This is a genomic window from Comamonas sp. w2-DMI (genome assembly GCF_040187735.1).
Lineage (GTDB): Bacteria > Pseudomonadota > Gammaproteobacteria > Burkholderiales > Burkholderiaceae_C > Comamonas > Comamonas terrae.
In genome coordinates, this window is sequence record NZ_JBANEL010000008.1 from 107,255 (window position 1) to 122,813 (window position 15,559).

20 protein-coding genes are annotated in these 15,559 nt (G+C 61.5%); 11 read left to right on the plus strand and 9 right to left on the minus strand.

All coding sequences use genetic code 11. The features are described 5' to 3' along the window. Positions 1-86: 86 nt before the first annotated feature. The 3 genes from V8Z74_RS10660 to V8Z74_RS10670 all read right to left on the minus strand — a co-directional run bounded on the left by V8Z74_RS10660 (position 87) and on the right by V8Z74_RS10670 (position 1,799). On the minus strand, positions 87-941 hold the full coding sequence (locus tag V8Z74_RS10660; protein WP_349709240.1) for a CHAD domain-containing protein: 855 nt from the start codon (positions 939-941) through the stop codon (positions 87-89). A gap of 56 nt (positions 942-997) precedes the next feature. Beyond that, on the minus strand, positions 998-1,444 hold the full coding sequence (locus V8Z74_RS10665) for a universal stress protein (protein WP_066483087.1): 447 nt from the start codon (positions 1,442-1,444) through the stop codon (positions 998-1,000). Between the two features lie 163 nt (positions 1,445-1,607). Beyond that, on the minus strand, positions 1,608-1,799 hold the full coding sequence (locus tag V8Z74_RS10670; protein ID WP_157082193.1) for a hypothetical protein: 192 nt from the start codon (positions 1,797-1,799) through the stop codon (positions 1,608-1,610). A 135-nt stretch (positions 1,800-1,934) separates the two neighbouring features. Between V8Z74_RS10670 and V8Z74_RS10675 the strand changes: the two genes are divergently transcribed. After that, entirely contained in the window at positions 1,935-2,354 is a 420-nt protein-coding gene (locus tag V8Z74_RS10675; RefSeq protein WP_349709242.1) for a hypothetical protein, read from the plus strand. A 109-nt stretch (positions 2,355-2,463) separates the two neighbouring features. On the opposite strand, the gene V8Z74_RS10680 is transcribed toward V8Z74_RS10675, so the two are convergent. After that, on the minus strand, positions 2,464-2,607 hold the full coding sequence (locus V8Z74_RS10680) for a hypothetical protein (RefSeq protein WP_349709317.1): 144 nt from the start codon (positions 2,605-2,607) through the stop codon (positions 2,464-2,466). Here V8Z74_RS10680 and V8Z74_RS10685 point away from each other — a divergent pair. Together V8Z74_RS10685 and V8Z74_RS10690 are read left to right on the plus strand one after the other, a co-directional pair. Further along, a complete protein-coding gene (locus V8Z74_RS10685; RefSeq protein ID WP_349709312.1) occupies positions 2,546-3,097 on the plus strand; it encodes a lipocalin family protein in 552 nt (183 codons plus the stop codon). The two genes, V8Z74_RS10680 and V8Z74_RS10685, sit on opposite strands and share 62 nt — an antisense overlap. Positions 3,098-3,990: 893 nt before the next feature. Continuing rightward, on the plus strand, positions 3,991-4,326 hold the full coding sequence (locus tag V8Z74_RS10690; protein ID WP_349709244.1) for a hypothetical protein: 336 nt from the start codon (positions 3,991-3,993) through the stop codon (positions 4,324-4,326). An 85-nt stretch (positions 4,327-4,411) separates the two neighbouring features. On the opposite strand, the gene V8Z74_RS10695 is transcribed toward V8Z74_RS10690, so the two are convergent. Continuing rightward, on the minus strand, positions 4,412-4,813 hold the full coding sequence (locus V8Z74_RS10695) for a BLUF domain-containing protein (RefSeq protein ID WP_066483071.1): 402 nt from the start codon (positions 4,811-4,813) through the stop codon (positions 4,412-4,414). Positions 4,814-4,969: 156 nt separating this feature from the next. Between V8Z74_RS10695 and V8Z74_RS10700 the strand changes: the two genes are divergently transcribed. After that, positions 4,970-5,335, plus strand: a complete 366-nt coding sequence (locus V8Z74_RS10700; RefSeq protein WP_349709245.1) for a hypothetical protein — start codon at positions 4,970-4,972, stop codon at positions 5,333-5,335. 293 nt (positions 5,336-5,628) lie between these two features. After that, positions 5,629-6,105: a hypothetical protein gene (locus V8Z74_RS10705; RefSeq protein WP_349709246.1), complete on the plus strand. Its 477-nt coding sequence runs from the start codon at positions 5,629-5,631 to the stop codon at positions 6,103-6,105. A 127-nt stretch (positions 6,106-6,232) separates the two neighbouring features. Here the strand turns inward: V8Z74_RS10705 and V8Z74_RS10710 are convergent, their stop codons facing one another. After that, the gene (locus V8Z74_RS10710; protein ID WP_502879508.1) at positions 6,233-7,225 is read right to left on the minus strand and encodes a glycosyltransferase family 2 protein; all 993 of its coding nucleotides are present in this window, start codon (positions 7,223-7,225) and stop codon (positions 6,233-6,235) included. Positions 7,226-7,548: 323 nt separating this feature from the next. Here V8Z74_RS10710 and V8Z74_RS10715 point away from each other — a divergent pair, with 323 nt between their 5' ends. The 4 genes from V8Z74_RS10715 (at position 7,549) to V8Z74_RS10730 (ending at position 11,302) form a co-directional block, all read left to right on the plus strand. Next, the gene (locus V8Z74_RS10715; RefSeq protein ID WP_349709248.1) at positions 7,549-9,381 is read left to right on the plus strand and encodes a carbamoyltransferase family protein; all 1,833 of its coding nucleotides are present in this window, start codon (positions 7,549-7,551) and stop codon (positions 9,379-9,381) included. Continuing rightward, on the plus strand, positions 9,381-10,358 hold the full coding sequence (locus V8Z74_RS10720) for a UDP-glucuronic acid decarboxylase family protein (protein ID WP_349709249.1): 978 nt from the start codon (positions 9,381-9,383) through the stop codon (positions 10,356-10,358). Before V8Z74_RS10715 ends, V8Z74_RS10720 begins: the two co-directional genes overlap by 1 nt. Before the next feature lie 145 nt (positions 10,359-10,503). Further along, on the plus strand, positions 10,504-10,743 hold the full coding sequence (locus V8Z74_RS10725; protein WP_157082183.1) for a hypothetical protein: 240 nt from the start codon (positions 10,504-10,506) through the stop codon (positions 10,741-10,743). Between the two features lie 280 nt (positions 10,744-11,023). Beyond that, a complete protein-coding gene (locus V8Z74_RS10730) occupies positions 11,024-11,302 on the plus strand; it encodes a hypothetical protein (protein WP_349709250.1) in 279 nt (92 codons plus the stop codon). Positions 11,303-11,395: 93 nt separating this feature from the next. Here V8Z74_RS10730 and V8Z74_RS10735 read toward each other — a convergent pair whose 3' ends face one another. After that, entirely contained in the window at positions 11,396-11,638 is a 243-nt protein-coding gene (locus tag V8Z74_RS10735; RefSeq protein WP_217997594.1) for a hypothetical protein, read from the minus strand. 339 nt (positions 11,639-11,977) lie between these two features. On the opposite strand from V8Z74_RS10735, the gene V8Z74_RS10740 reads away from it, so the two are divergent. Then, positions 11,978-12,196: a CsbD family protein gene (locus V8Z74_RS10740; RefSeq protein WP_349709251.1), complete on the plus strand. Its 219-nt coding sequence runs from the start codon at positions 11,978-11,980 to the stop codon at positions 12,194-12,196. Positions 12,197-12,267: 71 nt separating this feature from the next. Continuing rightward, complete coding sequence (locus tag V8Z74_RS10745; protein WP_066483024.1) at positions 12,268-12,834, plus strand: hypothetical protein; 567 nt, start codon at positions 12,268-12,270, stop codon at positions 12,832-12,834. Positions 12,835-13,259: 425 nt separating this feature from the next. On the opposite strand, the gene V8Z74_RS10750 is transcribed toward V8Z74_RS10745, so the two are convergent. Further along, positions 13,260-13,952 carry a hypothetical protein gene (locus V8Z74_RS10750; protein WP_349709252.1) on the minus strand — a complete coding sequence of 231 codons (693 nt, stop codon included), beginning with the start codon at positions 13,950-13,952 and terminating at the stop codon, positions 13,260-13,262. A gap of 189 nt (positions 13,953-14,141) precedes the next feature. Further along, positions 14,142-15,380 carry a sodium/glutamate symporter gene (gene gltS / locus V8Z74_RS10755; RefSeq protein WP_349709253.1) on the minus strand — a complete coding sequence of 413 codons (1,239 nt, stop codon included), beginning with the start codon at positions 15,378-15,380 and terminating at the stop codon, positions 14,142-14,144. Positions 15,381-15,559 lie beyond the last annotated feature (179 nt).

Here is a 15,559-nt window from a genome sequence, read left to right on the forward strand (position 1 = left end):
CAGATCAAGCGCCTATGGCGATGCCTGGCGTGTCGGCCAGCCCGTTATCGGCAGATGCCAGTGCTGCCGATGTAAGCATGCACTCGCTATTGCAAGGTCTTGGCCCATTTCTTGCGTAGCAGCTGGGCCGAGGCGCTGGCGCGGCGCTTGCGTTCTTTTTCGAGCCAATGCCCCATCTTTGCCGGCTTGCTGTTCTTGGAGGGCCACAGCAACGGGTTTTCGCGCAGGAGTTTTTCGCTGGCCACGACATCATTCAATTCACCGAGCGACTTCAAGGTCTGCCTGAGGCGACGCAGCGTTTTTCGTTGATCGCCGGACAAGGCCGGGGCCAGAAGCTCCAACAGGCAGCGGGCCTTCTTGCCGGCCTTTCTGACATCGTGAAATGCCGCCAGGTCCGGCTTCTTGGCTGCCAATGCCTGTTGGAGTCTTTTACGCAGCAGCTTTTCGGCTTTGGCAACGCGAATCTCTGCAAAGGCTTTAAGGGTTTCTTTTTGCTGTCCCGCAGCCACAGAGGTGGAGGCCTGCCGCAGGATTTCCTGCAGCAGCGGCTGCAGGGCGGAAGGTGACAGCTGGTCCTTGACGTCTTCCACGGCGGCTTGGCGAGCCGCCGATATCTGGGAAGCGGGCAGAGCTGTGTCTTTCATGCGCAGGTTCAGCAATGCGAGCAGGATGTCATGGTCGCGAACACGGCCGGCGGCGCCCGCGACGGATTGGAAGATGCTTCTCTGCCGGGCATATTCTCTTGCGTCCATCATGGGGCGATAGAACCACCATAGCGACTGCAGGCTGCGCATCGACACGCGCAGCTGATGAAAGCCTTCGGCGCAAGGCTCGCTGGCAATTTCCCGGGCCTGCGCGATCACCGATTCCGCAAGGGGTGACGCAAGTTCCAGGAAGAAGGCTGCGGCGCCGGCTTCGCTTCGTCTTGTGGTTCTGGCCATGTGCGTTCCTGAACTCCACTGACAGGCAATCAGGCGGATGGCGGCACAGGGCGCAGCTAGGCGGGGCGGTGCACCAGGACCGGAATGTTGCTGTTGACCAGAACGCGCTGGGTTTCGCTGCCCAGCAAAATGCCGGTGATGCCCTTGCGGCCGTGGGATGCCATGCAGATCAGGTCGCACCGGCTGTCCCGGGCCTCCTTGACGATGGCTTGGTGGACCGAGACATTGGTCACCCGCACGGTTCTGCAGGGCACGCCCTGTTCCCTGGCTAGGTTTTCCGCGAACTGCAGGACCCTGTCGGCTTCCAGCTGCGCGCTTTTCTCGAATTCGGCAGCGTTGCACGTCAGCAGCGCGTCCGCACCGTAGATCATGACCGCATAGTCAGGCATTACATGCAGCGCGGTCACCTGGGCGCCTTGTTCCTTGGCGAGCTGGATGCCTGAACGAAGTGCGGCCTGCGAGAGTTTCGAGCCGTCCGTAGGAATAAGCACATGTTTGAACATAGCTGGCCTCCTGGGGTGATGCAGAGGGCGTGATCGCCCGCTGCGCCGAATATCGGTAAGCGAATATTCCTACTGCGCCGCGCGGCCTGCAATGCCCTGGCTGCAAATTGCCGCTGTTTCTTGATGAATGTCAAGGTGGGCGGGCCTGGCTGCATCCAGCAGCCTAAGCCTGCGCCTGCTGGGGTGCTGCGGCCCAAGCAGCCCTGGAGACGATCTGCGGGCCAACGGTCGATGCGCCGTTATAGCCACCGTTGGCTCTTTCTTCGTGGGATGCGTTGAGGAGCTGGAAGGCCAGGTAGGCAATGCCCGCTGCGCAGAACAGCAACAAAAGCATTTTCCAACCAGATTCGGGCATGGGGTACTCCTTGCGTCAGATCGATATCTGGATATCCGGATTTTCGCGCACTCAAAGCCCCATGGGTGCAGCCTGTCTTCGTTTTCCGCGGCTTGCGCGCTTTGCTACCATCCGCCCCGATTCATTGGGAGGGATATGAAAAAGTCGACGTATCAGGCAATCGTGGTCGGTTCCGTGGCATTGCCGATTGTGGGGATGGTCGCCGAGATGGCATTCGCCCTCATTCCCGAGCCGCTGGAGGCATTTGTCGCCGGCCTCTGGTGGGACACGGAGATGAGCGTGATGGACTGGGTCTATCTCCTCGCCCTGATTGCTCTCTTCATGCTGGGTATGGCCTCCTGGTACGGGCTGCTGCGTACCAGAAGCTGGGGCCCCCGGTTTTCCTTGTGGATGGGTGCTGCAACGTGGGGCTTTCTCTGCTTTGCACCGCCGCTGGCGATGTCCGGCCTGGGCTACTCGACCGCCACACTGGGTAGCGCCCTGTATGGGGTGGCGCTTGCGCTGCCGTACTGCTCGCCTCAGGTGCGGGAGATGTTCTGGCCTGCAAGAGCCTGAGCGTGATATTCCCCGGGGCGCCCAGATGCTCTGCAGAGCAGTTGGCATAGCTGGCAATATTCGGCGCCTGCCGGCATGCCAGGAACAAAGGCTGCCGCGATCCGCTGCCTCATGAAAAGCCATGTTGCTTGGTTGGCCGGGCGGGAGGTGCTTGAATGGCATGTCTACCACTGTCAACTGCGAGCAGAAAAATGCGTTTACCAAGAAGCTCTTTTTTGCGGATCGCCACTTTTGCAGCGATCACGGCAGGCACGGCAATCGCCGTGTCCGGCTGTGCCGTCTCCGTGCCCGTCGGCGTCAAGCCTATCGCCGGTTTTGATGCCAGGCGATATATGGGCACATGGTATGAGCTGGCCCGCATCGATCACCGGTTCGAGAAGGGGCTGACACGGACATCGGCGCACTACACGCTGAACGACGACGGGACGGTCAAGGTGGTCAATCGCGGCTTCGATGTCTCCAGGCAGGAATGGCGCGAGTCCGAGGGCAGGGCGCGCTTTCTGGGCGATCCTTCCATTGCGGCGCTCAAGGTGTCATTCTTCGGGCCGTTCTATGGCGGCTATAACGTGGTGAGCCTGGACGACGGCTACCAGACCGCCCTGGTCGTCGGCAGCAGCCCGGAGTATTTCTGGCTGCTGTCGCGCAGCAAGCAGATCCCCGCGGACAAGCTCAAGGCTTTGCTGGAAAAGGCGCAGGACCTGGGGATCGATCTGAGGCGTGTCCTGCTGGTCGAGCAGGAATAGGCTTGGTATCCGTCTTTCGGGGCTTGCGTCCTGCCCCGGCGAGCGACTGCTCCACGCATTGAGTTCAAGAGGTCCGGTGCTGACAGGACGCATGAAAATGCGGCCGCATGGCCGGTACCTGACAGGAGGCATGCGCTGCCACCTGCGGCACGCGAACACTGATCCTGGTGGCGTGGGGATAGCGCCGCATCGCATCGGCGGCTGCGGCGCAGGTGCTGGGGAACAGGGCTGAATAGCAGGCTCCGGCGACCTTGATGATGCAGTACCTCATGTCCAGGGCCTTTCATGGTGGGTGAACGGTTTCCTTGAGTATCGGCATGTTTGTTTCTAAATGAAACAAAAAAATGATGCATCAGTACTTCTGCCGGGAACGGACAGGCATGCAGGGCCGACTCCAGGAAAAAGGCCCGCGAGCGCATGCTGCGGGCCTTTTGTAAAGAGCCGGTGCCACTACAGGCACGCCTGGGAATGAAAAATAGTGGAGGGAGCCCCAAGCCCGGCGTAAAACGGTACAAGCCACCGCGATGGAGAGGGGGCTCTGCCTGGGCAGATGCTTCCACATGATCTATCGGCCTGTATTCGTCGATTGTAAATCATGATGTTACCAAAACATACAAAAATGAGAGCCTCTAGGGGTCCGTATGTGCGTGGCTACATGTATTGGGACAGGTCACTCCCTCTTCGGTGCGGAAGTACAGAGCGCCAAGCTGTGACAACCTGACTACTCTGCCTGTCCCGGCGTTGTCCGGAACCGCGTTCATGGTGCTGCCGGCTGCCTGCCTGGCGCCGGAGCTTGCCCGGGGTAAGGCAGGCGCGGAGCAAGGTAACAAATGAACAAGCTGCGGCAGGCGCCCTCTGCATAAACTGTCCATGTTCAGACGGAAAGGACTGTTATGAAAACGCTGCTTGCCTTTTCAGCCGTGGCAATGCTTTTGTCCGGTTGCGTGGGCTACGGACCTGATCGCGGCTATGGCTACCAGGAAGCTTATGGCTACCGCGATGGATATCGGTACCGGGACAGAGACCTTGCGGACCGCTATCGCCAGGATCGCCGCTTCGATGAGCGCGGCCGTGGCCGGACAACGAACAATGACCGGGGCACCAAGGATCCCCGTTTCGACGACAGCGGCCGCGGCTGGTCCACCAACGGCGAGCGTGGCAATCAGGATCCACGGTTTGACGACAGTGGCCGGGGATGGAAGCCCGACGGCTCCGGTTACCAGAGGTGACCTCCCTCGGAGAAGCCCAAGGCCGCTGACAAGAACCCGCGTCGGCGGGTTTGTGCTTTATCTGTGCAAGTGCCTGATGGGTGGTTCAGGCCATATCCAGCAGGGGCAGCATTTCGTTCAGCCGGCCCATTGCGTTCTCGCCTTCCAGGGCGGAGAGCTCCTGCAGTATTTCTTCGTCTTCCACCATGGCATAGGCCATGGACCAGTTGGCGAACAGGCGTCGGTTGCCGGTGTTTTGGCGGTATTGGGGATTGAACTCGCAATGCCGGGAATCGGCGGCGATGCGCTGGATCAGAGCGTCCAGAGAGGCTTTCGGCCCCTCGATGTATTGGCAGAAACGCTCGCCGTCAAATATCAGCACGCCAGTGATGTGATTTTCCGAATTGAAAGCCCGTGCGGTTTTGACGATGTCTGCAACGCAGTCGATGCCCGCATCCGATGCGAGCCTGCTGGTGTAGAGAAATGCCTCGGTGGGACTGCTTTGCATGAATATCCATTTCCTGATGGGTTGCTCTGAAGTGACCGGGCAACCCTACCATGCAATATCACTTTCATTCTTGCTCCATGATGACGAGGCAAAACCGCAATATCCGATTGCGCATGCAGTGCTGGACTGAAGCCGGAAAAAACTTCGTTATGCACCGTGCTGACGCAGGACACCGTCCTGCAATGCCCGGGGCCGCCACCTGTCGTTGAAACCCATGGCCGGCAGAGCCGAGCCCGGTGCGTATCCGGAATTCCCGAGCGGTATGAATCAGCCGATGCCGGCATCGAATATCAGGTCGCGAATACCGTGGCGGACGAGAAATCCCTGGTGTTCGAAATGCAGGTACGGATTGCCTGGATGCGCGCGGAGGGCATTTGTCGCCATGTGCTGATGCAGTTCGATGCCCAGGCAAAGGTCTGCCTTTGGCAAGAGGTTGATTGGCCAAAACGGGCAGGAATCGCCAGATGGCATCCATGCAGGCGTCGAAAGATTGCTCCTGAAAAAAGAGCGACTGGCGCCTGACTACAGGGCACTACAAAGTGCTTTCATTTTGAAACTCGCATGCTGACTGCGGTAGCTGCTATGGAAAAAACGCGTCGCTACACAAAAAGGACTGCAAGGCCATGGTGACCTGGTGGAGCCGCACAGTGCAGGAGCAGCAAAGCGAAGGACGGCATGGGCTATTGCGTAAACAGGTGTTTGCGTGCTGCAGGGCGGGTACGCCAGCCTGGTTACAAGTCCAACATCTCGGGATGGGGATGTAACAGCCTTGCGCTCTAGACTGCATCCGTGTTCAACAGCCCAGGAGCTATTACATGACGAAGTTTTCTCTGCGTTCCATTCCAGCGGTGATGGTGCTTGCCACGGCGGTGGTCGGCGGTATGGCGGCCCACGCAGCAGGTGTGGGCGTAGGTCTTGGTGCCGGAGCCGATACGGGTGTGAATGTCGGGGGAGTCGGTGTCAGCATCGGCGCCAATGCCGGCATCCAGGGCGATACCCGGGCGCGTGCCATGGAGCAAAGCGGCGGCGGTGCGGCTGCGGAAACTCGCGGCGCAGCTGCGGTGGCGCCGGGCGCGGCAGTCGATGGCATCGGTTCTGGAGCCGCCGGTGCCGCTTCCGCGACCGGCCATGCGGCAGCAAGCGCCGGCCACAAGGCGGCGGGTGCCGTGCAGCGCGGCCAGGCCCAGCTGCGAAGTTCTGCCAATTCCGCGGTGGATGCCGCTACGGACGCGGCCACCCATGCCAATGTAAGAGCCCAGGGCCGGGCGGGTGTGGAAGCGGGCGTGCGCTGACGGCGTACCGCCATCGGCAACCTTGCGCGGGCGCCTTCTGCATCGGGCAGAAGGCGCTTTTTCTTTGCCGCCGCCAGTGCTCTCGAAGGGGAAATGCGGTGTCCCTGGTGGAAAAAGGCCGGCCTGGTCATAGAAACCATACGCGGAAATGCCATGCTCCCCTGAGGCGCCAATAAACCGACAGAAAAGGAATGGCCAGGGACGTCAGAAGCATTTCCGCGACATGTGCCGGCGAATGGGAGGTCGTGCGCAGGCGCCGGACCGCAAATGCCAATGCCAGTGCCAGTGCGGCCACAAGGCAGGCCAGGGCGGCCGGCCATGCGCCGGCTGCGGCCAGGGCCAGTGCCAGTCCCGTCAGGCTCGCGATCGCATAGTAGTCCCAGGGTGGACGGGCCCGTATCTCGCTGCGGTAGCGCGCGGGATGCTTGCGGTAGAGCAGTGCATCGAAGTACACGTTCTTCTGCTGCCGCAGCGAGACGCCCCAGCGCTCCGGCCGTACCGGATGCCTTACGACCGCGGCCTCGCAGCGGCCCAGGCTTGCACCGGCTGCTTCCAGGCGGAACTGAAGGTCTGCATCCTCGCGCCAGGCCCGTTGGAAACGCTCGTCGAAGCCCTGGACCTGGGCCAGGGCCGATTTGCGCACAAAGGCATTGGCCGTCACGAATGCGGCGCTTTCCAGGCCCTGCGTCATCCGTTCATGGTCCGTGGGCCGCGTTCCCAGGCGATTGGCGGGTGAGGGGACCACCACCCGCCCCGCCATGGCCGCCCACCCGTGCAGCCGCATGGCATGCAGCCCCTGGGCCAGCCAGTCGCGCGCGGCAAGCGTGTCGTCATCGGTAAAGGCAATGATTTCGGCCCGCGCCGCGTGCCAGCCGCAGTTGCGGGCGGCAGCCGGACCCTTGCCGTGGGAGGGGCGCAGGTAACGCAGAAAACCGAGCGGTTGCTCGGCGCTCGCGCGCTCCACCAGCTCGCGTATTTCGTCGCTGTGCCCGTCGTCGACCACCAGCACTTCAAAGCGCTCCTTGGCCAGGGTCTGCAGCGTCAGGGCGCGCAGGCACCGGATCAGAAGCTCCGGGCGCTGGAATGTAGGTATCACTACCGACACGCTGGGAATTGTCATTCTTTGCCTAACTCTGTGGGACATGCGGCCAGTCCAGGGGCCCGCTCGCTCCATGGCCTGCGCCCGGCGCGGAAACGGGTCCCACGCCAAATGCGTGCAGTCCACCGGAAATGGGATGGACGCGGCAATTCCTGTGCCGGCCGTAGCAGGTGGGCAGGCGCCGGCATGGTGAAGCCTGCAGGCGCGGCCGAGCCGCAAGAAAGCCTGCGGCAAAAATTGCTGCAGATAGCGTCGGCTTCCGGAGCGCTTCGCGATCCGCGAAAGGTTTTTCAGGCACGGGCATTGCCGCGGGTCTGCACCGCGACTGCACAGACCTCAGCTTCATGAACACTCTCGGAATCAATGCCGCCTTCCACGACAGCTCCGCCGTTCTGGTCCAGGACGGCCATGTTGTCGCCGCCAGCGAAGAAGAGCGCTTCACCCGCATCAAGCATGCCAAACGGCCTGTTCCGTTCAGCGCCTGGGAGCTGCCCTTCCATGCGATCGACGATTGCCTGCGCCAGGGCGGGATCGAGTTGAGCGACATAGACCATGTGGCATACAGCTTCGATCCCCGCCGCTTCATGGGCCCGCGGGCCGCAGGCGAAACCATCACCTTGCCGCTGGAGCCCTCGGCCAGGCCGGCCGACGGGTGGGAAAGCGTGTGGGATCCGCTGTTCGCCAGCTACATCATCAATGCGCCGCGGCAGCTGGCCAGCGGCGCACCCCACCATCTGCGCCAGCGCTTTCGCAACGTCCGTCCTGACGGGCCCTACCGCTTCCATTTCATCGACCATCATCTGTGCCATCAGGCCAGTGCCTTTCTGGCCAGCCCGTTCGCGCAATGCGCGGTGATGACGCTGGACGGCCGCGGCGAGGACGCTTCCACCACTTACGGGGTCTACTACGAGGGGCAGTACGAGGCGCTGGGCGATGTGCGGGTGCCGCATTCGCTGGGGCTGCTGTACGAGCAGGTCACGCAGTACCTGGGCTTTCTGCATTCTTCGGACGAATACAAGGTCATGGCCCTGGCCGCTCTGGGCAATCCCGCCCGCTACCACGGCGTGCTGTCGCAGAGCATCTGTGTTCATGAAGCCGGGCGCTATGAAATAGCGCCGCTCGATCTGGCGGAGTGCTTCGGGCCGGCGCGCCAGCGCGGGGAACCTCTGGAGCAGCGTCACTTCGACCTGACCGCGGCGCTGCAGACGGTGCTGGAAGAGACGGTGCTCGAAATCGCCGCCTGGCTGCGCTCCGCTTCGGGGCAGCCGCTGCTGGCCATGGCAGGCGGCGTGGCGCTCAACTGCGTGATGAATGCGCGGCTGCGCGACAGAGGCATCTTCGACCAGGTCTGGGTGCAGCCTGCCGCCGGCGATTCGGGCACGGCCCTGGGTGCGGCCTTGTGGGTCGACTCCCGCATGCGCCGCAGCACGGCTAGCGAAAGCCCCGTGGTTGCCTCCACGGAGGAGACCGTTTACTTCGACGGCGGCCCCATGTCCCTGGGCGAGCGGCGCTGGACCATGTCCCACGCCTACCTGGGGCCGCAATACAGCGACGATGAAATAGAGCAGCAACTGCGCTGGTCCAAGCTGGACTATGTGCGGCTGTCGGATGTAGCTGCCACCACCGCTCGCTTGCTGGCCGCCGGCAAGGTGATAGGCTGGTTCCAGGGACGCATGGAGTTCGGGCCCCGGGCGCTGGGCGCACGCTCCATTCTGGCTTCGCCGCTGGAGGCGTCCATGCAGGCGCGGATCAACGAGCTCAAGGACCGGGAGGATTTCCGTCCGGTGGCACCGGCGGTGCAGCAGGAGCAACTGGCCCAGTGGTTTCGACCCGCCACGGCCAACAACGGCCAGGCGCCCTTCATGCTGTTCGTCTATGATGTGGAAGAGACGCAGGCCCGGCGCATCCCGGCCGCCTGCCACGAAGACCTGACGGCGCGCGTGCAGACCGTCTCGGCCGAGACCAATCCGCTGTTCCATGCCGTGCTGGAGCAATTCGGCCAGATGACGGGCGTTCCGGTGCTGATCAACACCTCCTTCAATGTGCGCGGGGAGCCCATCGTCTGTTCTCCCAAGGATGCCCTCAATGCCTTCTGGAGCACGCCGCTCGATGCGCTGGTGATTGGCAGCTTCCTGCTGGAAAAGCCGGTACGCCCGGGTATGCAGGAGAGCGCCTGATGCTGCCCCCCCTGTCCCGCCGCCCCGTGCTGGTGACCGGAGGCGCAGGCTTTCTCGGCAGCCACCTGTGCGAGCGCCTGCTGGACGAAGGACATCATGTCGTGGCCCTCGACAACCTGAGTTCCGGCAGCCTGGACAACGTCGGCCCCCTGCTCAACCACCCGCGGTTTGTCCTGCTCTGCAGGGATGTGACTGCGCCCATCGAGATCACCCCCTCATGCATCTTCAACCTGGCCTGCCCGGCCAGCCCGCCCTTCTATCAGCGCGATCCCGTCAAGACCACGCTGACCAGCGTTATCGGGACGTGGCGCATGCTCGAACTCGCCCGCACTCACCGTGTGCCCATGCTGCAGGCCTCGACCAGCGAGGTCTATGGAGATCCGCTGGTGCATCCGCAGAGCGAGGACTACCGGGGCCACGTAAGCATCACGGGGCCGCGGGCCTGCTATGACGAGGGCAAGCGCTGCGCGGAAACCCTGTGCTTCGACTATCTGCGCAAGTACGCAACGCCAGTGCACGTGGCGCGCATTTTCAATACCTACGGGCCCAGGATGCTGCCTGGTGACGGGCGCGTGGTGAGCAACTTCATCGTCCAGGCGCTGAGGGGGGAATGCATCACGCTTTATGGGGACGGACGGCAGAGCCGTTCTTTCTGCTTTGTGCAAGACACCATCGAAGGCCTGGTGCGCCTGGTGTCCAGTGCCATCAATGGCCCGGTCAATCTGGGCAATCCCCATGAAATATCGATGCGGGATCTGGCCGGGCACATCCTGCACCTCACGGGAAGTCGCAGCCGCGTGGTCCACCGGCCGCTACCCGAGGATGACCCGCGCCAGCGTTGCCCGGATATTTCGGTGGCCCGGCAGCATCTGGGCTGGTGGCCGCGCATCTCTTTCGAGGAAGGGTTGGTGCGAACCATTGCGCATTTCCGGGAGGTGCTGGGCAATCGAGCGGCAAGCCTTGCGGCCCCTGGTTGAGTCTGGCGGGCATGCACCGGCCTTGCACGCCATAGTCCAGCGGTCTCGCCGCCTATAACGCGCTCTGCGGCTTCTGCATTGTGGGAAGTACGGTTAGCAACGCCGGAACAGTTCGTTACCATGCTTACCGATAACGGGAGATGGTATGGCTGATTGTCTTTGCGCATTGAATGTCGCGGCGGTTCTGTTTGGTGTGGCGTCCGGTGCCCTGTGGCTGTTTTCGCTGAAGATCGCCGGGGCTTTCCCGGAGAGCTGCCTGACCGAGCCCAAGGCGCTGATGGACGATGTTTTGCACAAGCAGAACATGGTGAATGTGCTGGCAGCCGTGATTGCCAGCCTCGGCATTCTGTGCCAGGTGGCTGCCATGCTGATGCGGGGGAACTGAAGGGCGCGCCGGCAGCTTCTGCCGGCATGGAGCCGCGAATCTACCTCTCGCGCGCCTTTGAGGCGGTGTGACGGGAGCTCTCCCGGATTGTGTTTATTTGCACAAACGCCTATTTGGATACATATCTATATAGTGCGTTTCAATTGATTTTAATTAATTCATTGAATTTACATATGAACGGGTGAGCATGCAGGGACTGGCTGGATGGATGTGGCCGGCCATCGGCGGATCGGCATGCCGCATGTCGATCCACAAGTTTCGTTGAATGCATGGACCTCCCATGATCAGACCTGCTATCGAGGTGCTGGGCTCAGGTGCCCTCAAGTCGTACGACATGGCCCTGTATGTGCTTGTGCACGGTTACGTGGTGTTCGATACCACGCAGCAGCATGCCAGGGACCTGGCGGATGAAATCGAGAAGTTGCTGGCACTCCATCACATCGAGGTGGAGTTCGGCACAGGCGGATCCACGCGCATCATCCACTTCCTGCTTGATGTGGACAGTGGCTATTCGTTCGTGGAATTCGCCCGATGGGTGAGCATGCTCAGCCTGCGATAGATTGGCAGCATGCGTCTGTGAAGAGCCCGCCCATGCCGGCTTTGCCGGGGGGGCAGGTCTGTCGCGTCATCTTCTGGGCAAGCGGCCAGGGCATCATCCTTGGTGCAGGTGTTCGCGAATGTGGCGCCTCGCCAGACGCAGTGCGGCCTCGTCGGCCTCGGTTTTCGAGGCGAAGCAACGTGCATCGGTGACGCTGCCGAGTTCTTTTCCTGCCGCACTGTGCAAAGTGGCTGACGGTTGCCAGGACTGCGGTGTTTCGCCTTGGCGGGAGTCTGGCGTGATGGTCACGCCCATGAACAGGAATCCACTCATAAAGTCTTTCTGCAAAACATGCATCTTGCCTCAATCGCATGGGCTTGGTCGGCAACCAGCCGCGCCATGATATGGGTACGGCGTTTGGGCATTAAATCGCTTGAAGAATGCGTGAATCTGCAATACCGGTGGAAGCCGGATTGCCGGAGACTCGTAAACAGGTGTGAATCACATTCATTAATCTGTTACCGCTATAGAAAGAATAATGTAACGGTGTAGGCTCATGCCGACGGACTTCGCGCTGCATGCCGGACATGGAACCTGCTTCAGGTTGTTTAAAGTGAATTCACTCCCTTTTGTTGGCGAGTAATTCCATTAAATGAATTGGTGGCCACATCAATTCGGAAAACTATCGGAGGTTCTATGAATGAAGATCGCATTGTTGGTAATTGGAAGCAATTCAAGGGCAAGATCCGCGAGCAATGGGGCCGGCTGACCGATGACGATATCGATGTGATTGCCGGAAAGAAATCCCAGCTGCTTGGGAAAATCCAGGAGCGCCAAGGCCTCGCCAAGGAAGATGCTGAAAAACAGCTGGCCGATTGGCAAAGTCGCAATCCCGATTTCCGCTTCGATGAGTGAGTGGACTCATTGACCGCAATATGCTTCCTCGCCCTCGCGCGAGGAAATCAAGACATTTAAAGGAGTTTCCCATGCAACTGAGTTCCAGAATTGTGACCACTTGCGCCGCGATGATGCTGGCTACTTCGGCGTTCGCCCTGACGCCTGCCGAACAGAAGGCAGAGAAGGACCGCATCAGCAATGAATACAAGACGGCCAAGGACCAGTGCAAATCCCTCAAGGGCAATGCCAAGGATGTGTGCCAGGAACAGGCCAAGGGGCAGGAAAAAGTTGCGCTGGCCGAGTTGAAATATCAAGCGGATGCCAGCGAGAGCAACCGGCTGAACGTGGCCAAGACCAAGGCCGACGCAGACTATGCGATTGCCAAGGAAAAATGCGATGACCTTGCCGGCAATGAAAAAGACGTCTGCAAGAAGGATGCCAAGGCTGCCCATGTCAAAGCGCTGGAGGCTGCAAAAGTAGCCGATGTGCGCAATAACCCTTCGGCGACGGCTGGTGATGTCGCCGAAACACGCAGGGATGCCAGCGACAAGGTGCGCGAAGCCGATTACAAGGCCGCCAAGGAACGCTGCGACGCATTGTCTGGCGATGCGAAAAATGCCTGTACCGAAGATGCCAAACGCAGGTTTGGGCAATAAAGCATAAAAAAGGGCCTTCAGGCCCTTTTTTATGGTGGCTCAATACGACAGGATTAAGCGAGGAAATATCCTGTAGCGAAAAAAGCCGCTGAAAAATTTCTAAAAGGCTTCGGTACTGAACTCATTGGATGGCGGATTCTGCGAGAGAATGCGCAAAACCTCTTCCGGCGAGAGAGGGGCAGGCAGTGGAGCAATCATCTTATGCTGCGGTGCCTGGATTGCTGGACAGGCGGCGTAAAGATAAGTCATTGCGCGCTCCGGGGTTGACGGTTATGGAGTGACGGCCCATTTATTCAACGCATTTGTGCCCTGCCATTGTCAAGGGGCAATATGAAGCGCGCATGACACAGGCCCGGCCGAAGGCAACGTTCGGTCCCGTACTGAGCGAATCCCGCCGGATGCGCGGAGGCGGTTGATCCAGCAGCTTATGGGTCGTGCAGGTCTATACCAGGCTGGCGGGCTGCATCGAGGGCCGGGTGCCCCAGGCCAAGGCCCAGTGTGCCGCCAGTTGCCATGCCTGCTCCTCCTTGTCCGTTGCCTTTGCCCTGAGCGCTGCTGCCTGTATTGCTGCCTCGACCTGTGGAAGAAGGTGAGCGCAAGGGGCCTTGCCTGGGTATGGCCAGATCGCCCGGCACAGCGTCCAGTTCCAGTACGTCGCGGATGAAGTCGCGTAGCGATACCACCAGCGCCGCAGTCTCCACAGGGCGGCCCGCCACCATGTCGTTGGCCGCCTGCACGGCCAGCCGGACCTGTTGCGCCGTCCCCAGCAAAATCACGTCGGACAAGGCGGCTTCGACCGCATCGCGGATACGGCGCCGTCGTTCGGAATGGGGTGGGTTTTCGCTCTCACCCTGCTGTTCGGCGGCCTGCATGCGCAAATCGCGCATGTGGCGGGGATCCACGGCCAGGTTGCCGGTGAACGAGCCGCCCAGGGTTTTGTAGGCTGCAATCAGGGTCTTGAGCCGCTCGTTTATCTGGCGATTCTGGCGTTCGCGGCGCTGCTGGATGTGCTGCATGGCCAGCAGACGGATGCCTACGGCCACGAATGTCACCAGAACCAGGCCCAGCAGCGTGGAGAGCATGCCTTGCCATGAACTGAAGTCGAGCATGTTGCGCATGCCTTCCAGCCTAGCAGAAGCATGTGGGCGCTTGCGTGGCGAAAGCCCGCCATGCGGGTATTGCGCATTGCCATGGGGCCGCGGTGATGCGCAGGCTATGCCAACGCATGGCAGGCGGCGGCCCCGGCCTCTGGCAATGTGCGATCGGCCGGCCTCTGCATCGTGCAATGCAGGAGAGGCTTTCGGCAGTCAGCGCAGCCAGCTGATCATGCCTTGCAGGATGAAGGCATTGATGATGTCGATGAAGAAGGCCCCGACCAGCGGCACGATGAGAAAGGCCTTGTGCGAAGGGCCGTACTGGTTGGTGATGGCCTGCATGTTGGCAACGGCCGTCGGGGTGGCACCCATGCCGAAGCCGCAGTGGCCTGCGGCCAGCACGGCGGCATCGTAGTTCCTGCCCATGATGCGGAAGGTGAGAAACCCTGCGTACAAGGCCATGACTATGGTCTGGGCAGCCAGGATGACCATCAGGGGGCCGGCCAGATCGGCCAGCTCCCACAGCTTGAGCGAAAGCAGGGCAATCGCCAGGTAGATGGACAGGGCGGCATTGCCGAACACGTCGATGGCCCGGTCGAACACCTTGAAGCCGAAGGCATGGTCCAGCACATTGCGGATGACCACGCCGCCGCCCAGGGCCCAGACAAAGGTCGGCAACTGAACGGCCGTACCCCGGGTCATGCCGGTCATGAATTCCGCAAAGGCCAGGCAGCCGGCGAACAGGGCCAGTGTCTCCACGGCTGCATCGGTGGTGATCAGGCGCGGGGTATGGCTGGAGGATTCGAAGTTGGCCACTTGGCTGCCTTCGCCCACGGCGATGCTGTCGGCGGACTGCTGCTCGGCCGCGGTCAGAGGGCGTGCGAGCTGGTGGCGGGTGATCAGACGCTTGGCCAGAGGACCGCCCAGCAGGCCGCCGATGACCAGGCCGAAGGTGGCGCAGGCAATGCCCAGCGCCGTGGCGCCGCCGAGCCCGTACTGGTTTTCGAGCACGGCGCCCCATGCGCCGGCCGTGCCGTGGCCACCCACCAGCGTGATGGAGCCGGCCATCAGGCCGATCAGCGGATCCAGCCCCAGCAGCGTGGCCAGCCCCACGCCCACGCTGTTTTGCATGACGATGAAGACCACGATCACGCCGAGGAAGACCAGCAAGCCTGTGCCGCCTTCGCGCAGCTTCGAGAAGTTCGCGCTCAGGCCGATGGAGGAAAAGAACACCAGCATGAAGGCCGACTGCAGGCCGGATTCGAAACTCAGCGTCAGACCGGTGATCTGGTGCAGCAGGAAGATGGCCGCGGCCACGACGAGGCCGCCAGATACGGGCTCGGGAATGTTGAACTCGCGCAGGAAGCGGATGTGCCGGGTCATGAGCTTGCCCAGCAGCAGCACGAGAACGGCCAGGATGAGGGTGTAGTACGCACCAAAGGACACGTGCATATCGATTTTTCTCCGCAGGGATTGCCGGCGTTGCCGGGGAAGCGGCGATTCAGGAAGCGGCAGGGAAATGCGTGCATTGCCGCGCCGGGACTGAGCGCAGGGCGGGGTGACGCATATGCAAGGCCGCAGGCGCTGCAGAAAGGGGAGCTGCTGACGCTGATCGCCCATAGGGGAAAGCT